The organism is Rugamonas rubra (assembly GCF_900114705.1).
GTDB lineage: Bacteria > Pseudomonadota > Gammaproteobacteria > Burkholderiales > Burkholderiaceae_D > Rugamonas > Rugamonas rubra.
Genome location: NZ_FOTW01000005.1, coordinates 318,644 through 332,919 on the forward strand (window position 1 = coordinate 318,644; position 14,276 = coordinate 332,919).

Consider the following 14,276-nt stretch of genomic DNA (forward strand, 5'->3'; position numbering starts at 1 on the left):
GCACTCATGTTTCGGTCCCGTCATGCCGCTTGCTCACCATGGATCATGGCCAGCGTGATCGATTGTTTCAGCCAGTCCGCCAGCGGACCGTACAGCGCCAGCGCCACGTCGGCCCACTCCTCCTCGCCGGACAGGGCGGCGAAGTCCGGCCACAGGCGGGCCAGGCACAGGTCCTCGCTCTCGCCGCTCAGTTCGAAGCCGCCGTCGTACACGGCGCGCGGATCGCCGTCCTGGGCCAGCGCCAGCGCCGTCTTGCAGGCGGTGGGCAGCGGCCGGTTCATGCCGTCGCGCCAGATCGCCACCAGGTCGGCCAGCACCGCCAGCGCGGCGTCGCGCGCCAGCGGCTGCATGGTGACGATGGCGTCGCGCGCCACCAACATGCCGGTGACGGGCATGCCGGCGGCGGCGGCGGCCAGCTGGCGCAGCCACATGGCGATCAACTTGTCGCCGCGCGGCTGGCCGTTCTTGTCGGCCACCTTGGACGACATCTGCATCAGCCACACCGTCTCGTGGCCGTCGCTGCGCAGCTGGTCGACCCAGTCCTCCAGCAGCACGCCGCCGAACTCCAGGCTGACCGCCAGCTTGGGCGCCGCGTGGGGATAGCTGGCGCGCAGCGTCAGCCAGGCGCTGCGCACCGGCACCAGCGCCTCGACCAGGTCGTGCTGCCACTGCTGGCCGATCAGGCCGATCGGCAGCAGGCCCTCGCGCGCCAGCCGCCCGGCACGCTCGCTCAGCTTGTCGTAGACCTGCTCCAGCGCCTCCGGCGTGGCGGAGTCGTCGAGCATGGTGTCCTCCAGCAGATAGCGCTCCAGCGCGTTGAGCGCGAACGGCTCCTCGTCCTCGCCGACCAGGGCGACGTCGCCGAACATCACGCCGAGGCGCTGGCGGAAGAAGTAGCGCACCGGCTGGCGCAGGAAGTTGGCCAGGTTGAGCAGCTTGAGGCGGAAGGCGGCGTCGATCTCGTAGGGCGGCAGGCCGGCCGTCAGCGCCGGCGCAGCCTCGTCGAACTGCGCGTCGAACTGCGCGTCGGACGGCGCGTCCGCCAGCGCCCCGGCGCCGCCCTGCCCCGCCTCGGCGTGGGCGGCACGCCACTCGCGGGCATAGGTGAGCAGGCCGCCGGCCTCGAAGTAGCGCCGGCTGAAGGGCTGCAGCGCGTGTTCGGTGGTGCGCGCGTGCAGGTCGAGCTGCCAGCCGGCCGTCAAATAGTCGCGCAGCTGCGACACCAGCACCGACGGCGGCTGCTCGCTGTTGTCGCGCACGTTGCGGCCGACCCAGCTGATGTAGAGCTTGTCGCGCGCCGCCAGCAGGGCCTCGAGCATCAGGTAGCGGTCGTCGTCGCGGCGCGAGCGGTCGCCCGGCCGCGCCATGCCCGGCTGCGCCAGCAGGTCGAAGTCGGCCTTGGGCGCGCGGCGCGGGAAGTCGCCGTCGTTCATGCCGAGCAGGCAGACCACGCGGAACGGCACGGCGCGCATCGGCATCAGGGTGCAGAAGGTCACGCCGCCGGAAACGAACTGGTGGTTCAGGGTCGGCTCGTCGAGCGCGCCCAGCCAGGCCTCGCGCAGCACCGCCAGCGGCACCGCCTCGTCGAACTGGGCGAACTCGCAGGTGTCGAGCCAGCTGTTGAGCGAATCGTCGAGCTGGCCCAGGGTCAGCCGGTCGCCCTCCTCGCCCGCCTTGAAGAAGGCCGCCAGCAGCGCGCGCGCCTGCACACCCCACTCGGCCGGCGAACGTGGCTGGGCCAGCAGCGCGCGCCAGTGCAGCAGCGCCTCGACCAACTGGGCCAGCGAGCCGGCCAGCGCGGCGTCCAGGCCGCCCACCTCGGCATACGGCTCGATGCCGGCGAAGCTGGCGCCGCCGCCGCTGGCGTAGCCGAGCAGCATGCGCCGCACGCCGAAGATCCAGGCGTTCTGCTCGCCCGCCGGCCCCAAGCCCAGGCCGCTGCGGTGCGCCTGGTCCAGGCCCCAGCGCACGCCGGCGCCCTCGATCCATTGGCCCAGCGTGGCCAGCTCGTCCTGCGCCAGGCCGAAGCGGGCCGCCAGCGCCGGCACGTCGAGCAGGTCGCGCACCTCGCTTTGGCGGCAGCGCTGCTGCGGCAGGCGCAGCAGCCACTCCAGCGCCACCAGCAGCGGATTGACGCTGCGGTCCTTGACGTCGGCGATCTCGAAGGGGATGTAGCGCGGATCGCTGCGCTTGTGCTGGGCGAACACGGCGTGGATCGCCGCCGAGAAGGTGTCGATGTCGGGCACCATCACCACCACGTCGCGCGGCCGCAGCGGCCCGGCCTCGCCGTCCGCCGGCGCGGCGAACATCGCCAGCAGCTGGTCGTGCAGCACCTCGACCTCGCGCTGCACGCTATGGGTGACGTGGAATTCGATCGAGCGGTCGGCGTCGTCCGGCGCCACGGCCGGATGCTCGCTCAGCGGCAGCAGGTCGCGCACGGCGGCCTGCACCTGGCCCAGCAGGTGCCCGCCCTGGTCGGCGCTGAACAGGTCCAGGCGCAGATTGTCGGCGCGGCCGGCGGCCGCCGCCGCCTCGTCGAACTCGTCGAGCATGCGGATGAAGTCGCGCCCCTGCCGGCCCCAGCTGGCCAACAGCGGATGGCTGTGGGCGTGCAGCTCCTCCAGCGGGATCTGGCCCAGGTCCTGGCCCTGGCGCAGCTGCTGGCGGCGGTGCGCCGAGCGCAGCAGCTCGCGGCCCTCGATGATGTCGCCCCAATAGAACTGGCAGGGGTTGGGCACCGCCAGCACCACCTGGCAGTGCGCCGCCAGCGCCGACAGGGCCTGCAAACTCTGGAACGGCAGCGCCGACACGCCGAACAGCACGATGCGGCGCGGCAGCCGGCCGGCCGGCGCCACGCCCGCCTCGATGGCCTGGACGAATTCGGTGTGCACGCTGGCGCGGCCCAGCTCGCGGTACTGCGGCGGCACGTCGGCGATCACGGCGCGCCACAACTGGCCCTGCCAGCGCTGCTCCGGCGCCAGCGGCGCCACCTCGCCGCGCGCGCTGCGCAGCTGGTCGCGTCCCTCGGCCCAGTCGCTCAGCCAGTCGGCGCGGTAGACCTGGTACTGGTCGAACAAGTCGGCCAGGCGCTCGGCCAGCTGCAGGCGGCGCTCGGCGTCGCCGTCGGCGAGGAAGTGGCGTAGCGGCGCGAACACCTCGTCGGCCAGCAGCGCCGGCAGCAAGCGCATCAAGCGCCAGGTCAGCGGCGACTTGTCGAAGGCCGAGCGCACCGGCACACGCTCGCGGCCCAGCATGCCGCGATAGGTGTCCCACAAAAAGCGCGCCGGCAGCGCCACGCGGGTGGCGGCGCAGACCCGCATGTCCTCGGCCAGCGCGATCTTCAGCCACTCGGCCACGCCGTTCGACTGCACCAGGAAGATGTCGGACTCCAGCGGGGCTAGCGGATGGTTGCGCAGCCACTGGAACACGGCGGCGCGCAGCTGCTCCATCTGATTGCCGTGCAAAATGAGCAGACCGGGGGTGACGCTGGTGGGCATGGGCTTCCGTGGGCTAGACAAGCGGCAACAGCGCCGCATTGAGAGCTGGCATTATCGCCGCTGCCGGGTGGAATCGCCTATCGGCAGGGGGAATTTTTTTCTCAATCTGGCGTGCCGCCGCCATGTCGGGATTGCCGGTAAACATGCAGAAAACCGGCCGATGCCGCCGACTTGTGCGCTCAGATGGGAAAATGGCATTTAAATTTCACTTTAAGCAACAATGTGATTGCGCTTATGAAAAATACGCCGTAATATATTTGCAATATTTCATCGCCGGAAACCGTTCCAGTCTGTCCACCACACTGCAGAAAGCGAGTGCATCAGTCATGACTTCCTCCACCGTCCACGGCGCCTGCGCCGTACTGCTGGCCCTGGCCGCGTTCGGCGTCCAGGCCAGTCCGAACCTGCGCTATGTTGTTTCTCTGCAGGAGGGCAACGGGCCCGCGAAGAACTACGGTTTGGAGGTGCCGGCGGGCACGGCGGCCAGCATCAACGCCGACGGTCTGACACTCGACGTCGCCGCGCCGTCCGCCGAGCATCCCGGCAAGTCGCTGATCCGCCTGCAGCAGACCAGGGAGGGGCTGACCAAGACCCTGCACCTGGCCAGCATCAGCCGGCCGGCCGACTCGCAGGTGCGCATCGCCTACCTGGTGTGCGCCGACGGCGTGGTCTTCTTGTCGCCGGCACCGGCCCAGCCGCCGTCCTGCAAGTAGGCCGGCGCCACCTTGGCGGCCAGGCCAGCTTTGCGGCAGCATCCCGCGCCACCCGCTCCGCCGCGTTTCCCTGAAAATTTCCCCGCCCGCCGCCTGATATGTCTAGCCGGGCGTGTTGGCCAGCAGCTCCTGGGCGATCTGCTCGCGCAGGCGCGGCAGCAGCGCGTGCATCTGCGCCACCAGCTGGGCGGCGCGGCCGCTTTCCTCGTCGTGGCGCACGTGCTCGAGCGCCAGGCACAGGTCGCCGAAGCTCATCGCGCCGACGGCGCGCGCCGACGACTTGATGCGGTGGCCCAGCTCGGACAATTGGATCAGGTCGCCCTCGGCCAGCGCCGCGTCAACCTCGACCATGCCGTCGCGCGCCGAGTCGAGGAACAGCAGCGCGTACTTGCGCATCTTGTCGGGCTTGTTGCCGAAGGTCTGGCCCAGCGCCGCCACGTCGAACAGCTCGGCGTCGGCCGACAGCATCTGGCCGTCGCCGCCGCGCGCCGGCTGGTATAGCGCGCCGTTGGCGGCCGGCGCCGGCACGGCGGCCAGGCCGCCGCCGGGACCGCCGCCGGGCCGGCCGGCTGGCGCGCCGGCCGGCCCGCCAGCGCCGGCCGCCGCGCCCTCGGCGGCGCGGGCGCGCCGGTCTATCCACTTGGCCAGCACGGCGAACAACAGCTTGGGCGCGATCGGCTTGGTGACGAACTCGTCCATGCCGGCCTCGATGCAGCGCTGCTGGTCCTCGCGGCCGGCGTTGGCGGTCATGGCGATCACCAGGGTGCCGGCCAGCTTGGGGTGGGCGCGGATCATGCGGGTGGTCTCGAAGCCGTCCATCACCGGCATCTGCACGTCCATCAGCACGCAGTCGAAGCGTTCCTGGAACAGCAGGTCGATCGCCTCCTTGCCGTTGTTGGCGACACAGACGGTGGCGCCGGCGTCCTCCAGCAGCTCCTGGCCGACCTGCTGGCTGAACACGTTGTCCTCGACCAGCAGGATGGAGGCGCCGCGTATGCTCTCGAGCACCTCGGGCTGCAGCGCGTCGCCGCTGCGCTCGAGGAAGTTGGTGCCCTTGTCGAGCCGGGCGGTGAACCAGAAGGTGCTGCCCTCGCCGGGCCGGCTGTCGACGCCGACCTCGCCGCCCATCAGCTCGGCGAGCTGCTTGCTGATCACCAGGCCCAGGCCGGTGCCGCCGTATTTGCGCGTGGTCGAGTTGTCGGCCTGCTGGAAGGACTGGAACAGGCGCGCCATCTCGGCCTCGCTCATGCCGATGCCGCGGTCCTCCACCTCGAAGCGCACCACCGTGTGGCTGTCGCGGTCCTCCAGCGGACGGGCGCGGATGTGGATCTTGCCGTTCTCGGAGAACTTGATGGCGTTGCCGGTGAAGTTGAGCAGCACCTGCTCGAGGCGCAGCGGGTCGCCGCGCAGCTGGTGCGCCAGGCCAGGCCAGATCTCGTAGACCAGCTCCAGCTCCTTGCGCGCGGCGCTCTCGCCGAGCTGGTTGGAGATGTTGGCCAGCAGCGACTCCAGGCCGAAGTCGAGCACCTCGAGCTCGAGCTTGCCGGCCTCGATCTTGGAGAAGTCGAGGATGTCGTTGATGATGCCCAGCAGGTGCTGGCCGGAGTGGTAGATCTTCTGCAGGTAGTCGCGCTGCTTGGGATGGGTCACCGTCTTCAGCGCCAGGTGGGCCATGCCGATGATGCTGTTCATCGGAGTGCGGATCTCGTGGCTCATGTTGGACAGGAAGTCGCTCTTCGCCTGGTTGGCGGCGTCGGCCTGCACCTTCAGGTTGTGCAGCTCGGTGACGTCGGTCGACAGGGCGATCACCGCCGTCACCGCCTCGTCGATCACCACCGGCACCTTGACCGTCCACAGGTGGTGCACCACGCCGTCGCGGTCGCTGTACTGGCCCTCGCCGGAGCGCTTCAGGCCGTCGTCGAAGATCGGCCGGTCCTCGGCCCAGACGGCGTCGGCGCTGCGCGCCGGCATCAGCTCGCGGTCGAGCCGGCCGATGATGTCCTGCACCGGCAGGCCCATCACCTCGGCCATCTTGGCGTTGGCATAGATGTAGCGGCGGTCGGCGTCCTTCATGTAGACGTGGGCGTCGACGTTGTTGAGCACGGTGTCGAGCAGGACCCGCTGCTTGACCGCGCTGCGCCGCGAGCCGCTCAGCACCAGGAAGTAGCCGTAGATCAGCATGGTGCCGGCGAAGCCGGTGAGCAGCGCGATCCACGGAAAGACCACGTCGAAGCCGGTCAGCAGGTCGGCCTTGCGGACGCGGAAGTAGGCCTTCCACAGGCTGCCGTTGAAGTCGATCGGCAGCACCGACTCGAAATAGTCGCCCTGCTGGCCCGGCGGGATCGGGCTGGCGACCATCGAACCGTTGTCGTTGAACAGCAGGCGGTCGCTCTTCTCGATGGCCAGGCGGCGCTGCTCGACGTCGTTGCTGCCGTCGGCGTACAGGGTCAGGTGGACCTGGCGCACCGCCATCTCGTCGATCGCCCCCTGCACCAGTTTGGGCACGCTGAAGCCGATGCCGACCGAGCCGACATAGGCGGCGCGGCGGCCGGCCACGTCGGCCAGCGGCATGCCGCGGCGGTACACCGGCAGGCGCATGCCCAGGCCGATGTGCGGCACCGGCAGCTTGACGACGATAGGCTGGCCCGAGGCGCTGACCTGGCCGCTGTCGCGCGAGGCGGCCATGGCGCGCTCGATGGCCGGGTTGCTGGCGATGTCGACGCCGAACTTCTCGCGCATCAGCGCGGCCGGCTCCAGATAGGTCAGCACGGCGTAGGACGGGCGCCGGCCGGGCGGGCGGATGTCGAACTGCGGATAGCCGTCCGGCGCCAGGCTGCGGTCGGCCCGTACGGCGGCGACAAAGGCGTCGCGCTGGGCGTCGGCCACCACCGGGGCGAAGGTCAGCGCCTCGATGGCGGGGAAGTGCTGCGCCAGGTCGAGGCTGGCGACGTAGTCGTGGAACTGGCGCCGGCTCAGCGCGTCCGAGGTCTGGAACAACGCCACCAGGCCGCGCACCAGGTCGGAGTAGGACTTGACGCGCGCCGAGATGCTGTACTGCGTGCTGCGCGTCAGGTTCTCGAAGCGCTGCTCGGCGTCGTCGTCGACCGTCTTGGCGGCGGCCAGGTACAGGCTGGCGCCCACCGCCAGGGCGAGCGACAGGCCAACGCCCCAGATCAGCGCGCGCGAATTGGCCAGCGTTTTCCCCAGATCACCTAATTTGCGCATCGCCCGCCACTTTTCATCGAGAAGGAACCGGCCCGGCCGGACGGCGGCCGCCGGCCAGGGAGAGGTTCGAAATTTGCATCACAGCAGCATACTATCAATGCCGCCGCCGAACCACGTTTACCTGACAAAACGGCAGCCGGGTCCGCCTCCCCCGTGGCGGAACCATGGCGCCGCCGCGCCACTCTAAAGATGAGTGAATGGGGAGGATGGCATGCATACCTACCCGGACCATGTCTACTATGCCAAGGCGGCCCAGGACGACGGCACGCAGCGTTGAGCGCAATCGCCGGCGCCGACCGGGTTGCCCCCGGCTTGTCTCCAGCCAGGGTCAGCGGCCGGGGGCAGCAGCCGGGGTCAGAGCAGCCGGGGTCAGTGCCGACATTCGGACACGGCCTCAACCATAGCCCCGGCTAGGCCTTGGGCCCGGGCCTAGCCGGCCGCCGCGCTCGGCCGCGCCGCGATGCGGTCGCGCCAGGCCTGCAGATGCTCCATGCCCTCGGCGCCGGGACGGAACTTCATCAGGCCACGGGCGAACTCGAGCGCGCAGAAGGCGGTGATGTCGGCGATGGTGAAGCGGGCGCCGGCGATGTACTCCTGCCCGGCCAGCGTCTGGTCCAGCCAGCGCGCCGTCTCGCGCATCTTGTCGGCCTGGCTGTTGCCGAACTCGGCGAACTGCGGCTGTTCCAGCGGCGCCAGCGCCGGATGGGCGTGGCGTATCCAGTTGGCCGCGCCCAGCAGCAGGTGCAGCTCGACACGGCGGTCGGCCATCTCGATGAAGGCGCGCTCCTCATAGCCCTCGCCCATCAGGTTCGGCTCCGGCGCGTAGCCCTCCAGCCAGGTGCAGATGGCGCGCGTCTCGCACAGCACGCGGCCGTCGTCGAGCTCCAGCGCCGGCACCCGCGCCAGCGGATTCTTGGCGAGGAACTCCGGCCGCTTGTGCTCGCCCTGCATGATGTCGACCTGGACCAGTTCGACGCCCTCGATGCCCTTCTCGGCCATGAACATGGCGACCCGGCGCGGATTGGGCGCGCGGGCGGTGGTGTAGAGCTTCATCTCAGACTCCCGCTTGGGTGGATTGGCCGGTCTCCAGCATCTTGCGCGCCTCGGCGGCGAACTGCTGGGCTTTTTCCTCGCTGGCGTTGCGGTCCAGCTGCGACGGCGGCAGCAGGATGCCGCGCTGCACCGCCGGCCGCGCCGCGATGGCGTCGACCCAGCGCTGCAGGTGCGGCAGGCCGTCCAGGTTGACGCCCGACCAGTTGTGCGTGCGCACCCAGGCCCAGTTGGCGATGTCGGCGATCGAATAGTCGCCGGCCAGGAACTCGTGTTCCCGCAGGCGGCCGTCGAGCACGCGGAACAGGCGCTTGCTCTCGCCCTGGTAGCGGTCGATGGCGCCCTGCAGTTTTTCCGGGAAGTAGCGGAAGAACACATTGGCCTGGCCCATCATCGGACCGACCCCGCCCATCTGGAACATCAGCCACTGCAGCACCTGCGAGCGGCCCTTGGCGTCGGCGGGCATCAGCTGCCCGGTCTTCTCGGCCAGATAGATCAGAATGGCGCCCGACTCGAAGACGGCGAAGTTGTCGGCGGCGCGGTCGACGATGGCCGGAATGCGGCCGTTCGGATTGATCGCCAGGAACCACGGCTCCTTTTGCTCGTTCTTCGACAGCTCCAGCGCGTGCAGCGTGTAGGGCAGCGCCAGCTCTTCCAGCGCGATGGAAATCTTGTGGCCGTTCGGCGTGGCCGCCGTGTACAAATCGATCATGGTCTGCCTTTCGTTGTTTTTTGGCTCGTTCGGGCGCGGCGCGCACGCCGGCGGACTTCGATCATAGCCGCATTTTCCGCCGTTTGCTTGGGCCAGGGGGATGCAAGGAAGATTGCTTGGTTGACAAGGGGCGCGACTGCCCTTAGATTGCTACACGCAAGACGCCGGACACCCTCCGGCGTCGGCCTGGTAGCACGCATCAACGTCACACCACCGCCACTCTACCTCTACAAGAAGGACACCGCATGCAACGCAAATTGATTTCGGCCGCCGTATTGGCGCTCATCGGCCTGAGCGCCGTCCCCGCCCACGTCGGCGCGGCCGCCGCCAAGCCCGCCGCGCCGGCCAAGGCCGCGCTCGCCAAAGGCCAGACCACCACCCAATTGCCGCGCAACGCAGTGCCCAGCCACTACGCCGTCTCGCTGACGCCGAACGCCGCCGCCGCCACCTTCGACGCCAGCGTCACCATCGCGCTGGAAGTCAAGCAGCGCGGCGACACGCTGACCCTGAACGCGGCCGAGCTGGCCTTCAGCAGCGCCGCCATCAGCGCCGGCCCCGGCCAGCCCCTGCAACAGGCCGCCGCCATCAACGTCGACGACAAGAACGAAACGGCCAGCTTCCGCTTCGCCCAGCCGCTGGCGCCCGGCAAGTACCAGCTCAAACTGGTCTACAGCGGCAAGATCGGCACGCAGACCAGCGGCCTATTCTCGCTCGACTACGACAGCGCCCAGGGCAAGCAACGCGCCCTCTACACCCAATTCGAGAACTCCGACGCGCGCCGCGTCATCCCCTCGTGGGACGAGCCCGACTACAAGGCCACCTTCGCGCTGGAGGCCGTCGTGCCGCAGCAGTTGATGGCCTTGTCGAACATGCCGATCGCCGCCAGCAGCGAGCTGGGCGACGGCCGCAAGCGCGTGCAGTTCGCCACCACGCCGAAGATGTCGACCTATCTGCTGTTCTTCGGCCTGGGCGACTTCGAGCGCGCCAGCGCCGTCGAGCAAGGCGTCGAGCTGGGCGTGGTGACCAAGCGCGGCGCGCTGGGCCAGGCCCAGTTCGCCCTCGACTCCTCGCGCGCCGTGCTGCGCGAGTACAACGACTACTTCGGCGTCAAGTATCCGCTGCCCAAGCTGGACAACATCGCCGCCCCCGGCCGCAGCCCCTTCTTCGGTGCGATGGAAAACTGGGGCGCCATCTTCACCTTCGAGCACGTGATGCTGCTCGACCCGAGCATCTCCACGCAAAGCGACAAGCAAGCCTCCTTCCTAGTGGCCGCCCACGAGATGGCCCACCAGTGGTTCGGCGACCTGGTCACCATGCGCTGGTGGGACGACCTCTGGCTCAACGAGGGCTTCGCCTCGTGGATGGAGAACCGCACCATGAGCCGCCTGCATCCCGAATGGAACACCGCGCTCGGCGCCATCGGCAGCCGCGAGGGCGCCATGGAGCGCGACGCGCTGGTCACCACCCACCCCGTGGTGCAGCACATCGACACCGTCGAGCAGGCCAGCCAGGCCTTCGACGCCATCACCTACTCGAAGGGCGAGGCGGTGATCCGCATGCTGGAGAACTACGTCGGCGAAAACGCCTGGCGCGAAGGCGTGCGCGCCTACATGCAGGCGCACAAGTACGGCAACACCGTCTCCGACGACCTGTGGAAGCAGGTCGAGAAGGCCGCCCGCCTGCCGGTGCGCGCCATCGCCCACGACTTCACGCTGCAACCGGGCGTGCCGCTGATCCGCGTCGCCGACCCCGTCTGCCGCAACGGCAACACCCAGTTGAGCCTGACCCAGGGCGAGTTCAGCAAGGATCTGCCGAACAAGCAGGCGCTGTCCTGGCGCGTGCCGGTGGTGGCGCAAACCATCGGCGGCAAGCCGGCGCGCACCGTCGTCAGCGGCGGCAAGGCCAGCCTGAGCGTGCCGGGCTGCGGCCCAGTGCTGGTCAACGCCGGCCAAGCCGGCTACTACCGCACCGTCTACGCGCCCAAGGCCTTCGCCGCGCTGGCCGGCGGCTTCGACCAACTGGCACCGATCGACCAACTGGGCCTGATGGCCGACAGCTGGTCGCTCAGCATGGCCGGCCTGCAACCGGCCTCCAACTTCCTCGACCTGGCCAAGGCCACCTCGCTGGCGGCCGATCCCCAGGTGTGGGGCAAGATCGTCGAGGTGTTCCACTCCCTGGACCGTTCCTACGAGGCGCAGCCGGAGCGACGCCAGCGCTTCGCCAAGTTCGCCATCGCCCGCCTGACGCCGCTGCTGGCCCACATCGGCTGGGAAGCCAAGGCCGGCGAGGCCACCTCGATCATCAACCTGCGTGAAGAGCTGATCGAAACGCTGGGCGACCTGGGCGACCCGCTCGTCATCGCCGAGGCGCGCCGCCGCTACGCCGACCAAAGCGCCCTGCCGACGGCCTTGCGCCGCACCGTGCTCACCGTGGTGGCGCGCCACGCCGACGCCGCCACCTGGGACGCCCTGCACGCCGCCGCCCAGGCCGAGAAGACGCCGCTGGTCAAGGCCGAGCTGTACGGCCTGCTGGCCGCCGCCGCCGACCCGGCGCAGGCCAAGCGCGCGCTGCAACTGGCCATCGGCGCCGAACCGGACGCCACCACCGGCCCGGGCATGATCAGCCGCGTCGCCAACCGCCATCCGGACCTGGCCTTCGACTTCGCGCTGGCCAACCAGGCCGAGCTGAACAAGCGCGTCGACGCCAACTCGCGCAGCCGCTACTTCCCCGGCCTGGGCAAGAGTTCGGCCGACCCGGCGATGATCGCCAAGCTCAAGGCCTACGCCGACGCCAACCTGAGCGCCAGCGCGCGCGGCGACACCAAGAGCGCCATCGCCGGCATCGAGTACCGCATCAAGGTGCGCAGCGAGCGCCTGCCGGAAATCGACGCCTGGCTGGCCGCCCAGCCGCGCTAAGCCGGCGCGGCGGACCGAAGACGCCGTGCCGGCGCCTTCGGTTTGCGCTTCAGCAGGGGGGGGCCGCAGCCACATCAGCGGAACAATTAGAAATCCGTTGGGACCATGCTCGACTTACTGCTCGCCAGTCTATGCTCAGCTCTCAAATAGGGCCATAGGAAAAGTTTTGACCATTTCCACTTGTGCGCTTAGTATGTGTGCATTCCTAGCGGGAAAGTTAGGTGCGACTTTATCGTTACTTATGTTAGGTCTCGGTACTACTGATTCATTTGTGAGCTTTTTAATAAAACATGAGCATTCCTTTGGGGAATTTAAAATCCTAGGTCTCTGTTTTTTCGCCAATCAAATATGTAAAACATAATATTAAATCAGCAACAATACGTAATTGTCTGATTCTGCCCATTAAGAAATCAAAACAAATATACGCATAAGAATTGTAAATCGGTGCAACAATTATGTGCTTTTTGAGTAGGCCTATAAAATACATGGATAAATTTCTTTCTGCCCTGGCAGCGACTGTTGATGATGACGCTCTGTTAGATTTTTGTCGCCGACGAAATCTCCATGGAACACCAGTTGTTTTCGGCGGCAACGAAGATGCATATTATGAATTTCGCAAGAGAATAGCGAATCATTTTGAAATAAGCTTTCACGATGTGATTATCACTGGCTCCGCGAAGCTTGGATTCAGCCCGCATAAAAGTAAGGCATTTGATTACGACTCAGACATTGACGTCGCCATTATTTCCGGCAAACTTTATGATCAAGTAATGGCATCAATTCATGATTATCAAATGGAATTGCGAGGAAATAGAAAAGCCGTTTCAGAATACGAATTGAATAAATATCATAAATTTTTGGAATATGGCGCGATCGGCTGGATGCGTCCAGATTTACTACCATCTTCATTTCGAGTTTCGACACTTAAAAAAAGATGGTTCGATTTCTTCAGCTCCATTTCATATGGGAAAAGTGAAGTCGGAAACTATAAAGTTACAGCCGGCGCATTTAAGAGTTACGATCATCTTGAACGTTACGCGTTGAGCGGACTATTTACTTTACGAACAAAATTGAAGATTGGAATGCAACATGGCACTTCAAATTAAACCGAGCGTTACCAACCCAACAGTAGCAGATGTTTACCAGCTAATTGATGAGGGAAAATTGATCCTTCGCCCTGATTTTCAGCGCAAATTCGTTTGGACTATTGAACATCAGGAGGCCTTTATCGACACGATCCTAAAGGGGCTACCATTTCCTGAAATCTATGTATGCGAAGGTGCTGTTGACGTGCAGAAATTGCGAACAACTAGGTTGGTGATCGATGGACAACAACGTCTTACAACAATAAGAAATTATATAGAAGGGAAACATGACGCAGCGCCCGTCAAAGTTCTACCCTATCAGAGTCTGAGTGACGCGCAGAAGGAAGACTTTGTAAGCTATCAGATAGTTATGCGAGATTTGGGGAAAGTAGATGAAGATACTACTCGAGAGATATTTCGGCGAATAAATCTTACTAAATTCAAATTGGATGATATTGAAATTCATAATGCCGTCTATGATGGACAATTCATCCAAGCCGCAAAATTCATTTTGGAGAATATCGATCTCGCAAAGTACGGTGTACTTCGCGAATCGGAGTTCACTCGCATGGCAGACCTACATTTTATATTCTTAGTGATGGCCACATTGGAAACTGGGGGATACTTCGCTCAAGACCGCGAGGTTGAACCGAAGGTTTCTGAGTATAATGAAGAATATCCTAAACGCGATCATATGATCGCATTGTTAATAAAAACATTCGCCATTATTAGTGATTTGGATTTGCCTTTTGATTCCATGTGGTTCAGAAAATCAAATTTCTTCACATTGGTTGTTGAAGTTGCTAAGCATGTGGACAACCTTCCAGTTGATCTAAAGGCTCGACTTCTTTCCTTGGAAGAGCAAGTTATGGCGAATAAGATGAACACAAATTCTGAATTTTACAAGTATTATTCATATATGTATCAAGCTACACATGGTCGGGCCGCTAGAGTTGTTCGAGGCGAATATGTTAAAAAATATTGCTTCAGTTAATCATTGTAATTTTCATTGCCATTTAGAGATTTTTTTCTTGCCCCCTTTAAATTTTTTATAAATTTACAAAATTTGGTCGCCGCAG

At 65.2% G+C, this 14,276-nt stretch carries 8 protein-coding genes; 4 read left to right on the forward strand and 4 right to left on the reverse strand.

Translation table 11 applies throughout. From position 1 onward, the window contains the following. Positions 1 to 20: 20 nt before the first annotated feature. A complete protein-coding gene (gene recC / locus BM252_RS03965; protein WP_093383931.1) occupies positions 21 to 3,497 on the reverse strand; it encodes an exodeoxyribonuclease V subunit gamma in 3,477 nt (1,158 codons plus the stop codon). A 326-nt stretch (positions 3,498 to 3,823) separates the two neighbouring features. Between recC and BM252_RS03970 the strand changes: the two genes are divergently transcribed. Further along, positions 3,824 to 4,210, forward strand: coding sequence for a hypothetical protein (locus tag BM252_RS03970; protein WP_093383933.1), 387 nt, complete (start codon positions 3,824 to 3,826; stop codon positions 4,208 to 4,210). A gap of 102 nt (positions 4,211 to 4,312) precedes the next feature. On the opposite strand, the gene BM252_RS03975 is transcribed toward BM252_RS03970, so the two are convergent. The 3 genes from BM252_RS03975 to BM252_RS03985 all read right to left on the reverse strand — a co-directional run bounded on the left by BM252_RS03975 (position 4,313) and on the right by BM252_RS03985 (position 9,197). Then, positions 4,313 to 7,435, reverse strand: coding sequence for a CHASE domain-containing protein (locus BM252_RS03975; RefSeq protein WP_093383936.1), 3,123 nt, complete (start codon positions 7,433 to 7,435; stop codon positions 4,313 to 4,315). Positions 7,436 to 7,864: 429 nt separating this feature from the next. Beyond that, the gene (locus BM252_RS03980) at positions 7,865 to 8,488 is read right to left on the reverse strand and encodes a glutathione S-transferase family protein (protein WP_093383939.1); all 624 of its coding nucleotides are present in this window, start codon (positions 8,486 to 8,488) and stop codon (positions 7,865 to 7,867) included. 1 nt (position 8,489) lies between these two features. Beyond that, positions 8,490 to 9,197, reverse strand: coding sequence for a glutathione S-transferase family protein (locus BM252_RS03985; protein WP_093383942.1), 708 nt, complete (start codon positions 9,195 to 9,197; stop codon positions 8,490 to 8,492). 245 nt (positions 9,198 to 9,442) lie between these two features. Here BM252_RS03985 and BM252_RS03990 point away from each other — a divergent pair, with 245 nt between their 5' ends. From BM252_RS03990 to BM252_RS04000, 3 genes are all read left to right on the forward strand, one after another. Beyond that, the gene (locus BM252_RS03990) at positions 9,443 to 12,112 is read left to right on the forward strand and encodes a M1 family metallopeptidase (protein WP_093383945.1); all 2,670 of its coding nucleotides are present in this window, start codon (positions 9,443 to 9,445) and stop codon (positions 12,110 to 12,112) included. Positions 12,113 to 12,597: 485 nt separating this feature from the next. After that, positions 12,598 to 13,218: a hypothetical protein gene (locus BM252_RS03995; protein WP_093383948.1), complete on the forward strand. Its 621-nt coding sequence runs from the start codon at positions 12,598 to 12,600 to the stop codon at positions 13,216 to 13,218. Further along, a complete protein-coding gene (locus BM252_RS04000; protein ID WP_093383951.1) occupies positions 13,202 to 14,191 on the forward strand; it encodes a DUF262 domain-containing protein in 990 nt (329 codons plus the stop codon). Before BM252_RS03995 ends, BM252_RS04000 begins: the two co-directional genes overlap by 17 nt. Positions 14,192 to 14,276 lie beyond the last annotated feature (85 nt).

What these genes read in the sequence shown, in the direction of transcription:
- recC (WP_093383931.1), bottom strand. Translation starts at nt 3,497, where the DNA reads ATGCCCACCAGCGTCACCCCCGGTCTGCTCATTTTGCACGGCAATCAG.
- BM252_RS03970 (WP_093383933.1), top strand. Translation starts at nt 3,824, where the DNA reads ATGACTTCCTCCACCGTCCACGGCGCCTGCGCCGTACTGCTGGCCCTG.
- BM252_RS03975 (WP_093383936.1), bottom strand. Translation starts at nt 7,435, where the DNA reads ATGCGCAAATTAGGTGATCTGGGGAAAACGCTGGCCAATTCGCGCGCG.
- BM252_RS03980 (WP_093383939.1), bottom strand. Translation starts at nt 8,488, where the DNA reads ATGAAGCTCTACACCACCGCCCGCGCGCCCAATCCGCGCCGGGTCGCC.
- BM252_RS03985 (WP_093383942.1), bottom strand. Translation starts at nt 9,197, where the DNA reads ATGATCGATTTGTACACGGCGGCCACGCCGAACGGCCACAAGATTTCC.
- BM252_RS03990 (WP_093383945.1), top strand. Translation starts at nt 9,443, where the DNA reads ATGCAACGCAAATTGATTTCGGCCGCCGTATTGGCGCTCATCGGCCTG.
- BM252_RS03995 (WP_093383948.1), top strand. Translation starts at nt 12,598, where the DNA reads ATGGATAAATTTCTTTCTGCCCTGGCAGCGACTGTTGATGATGACGCT.
- BM252_RS04000 (WP_093383951.1), top strand. Translation starts at nt 13,202, where the DNA reads ATGGCACTTCAAATTAAACCGAGCGTTACCAACCCAACAGTAGCAGAT.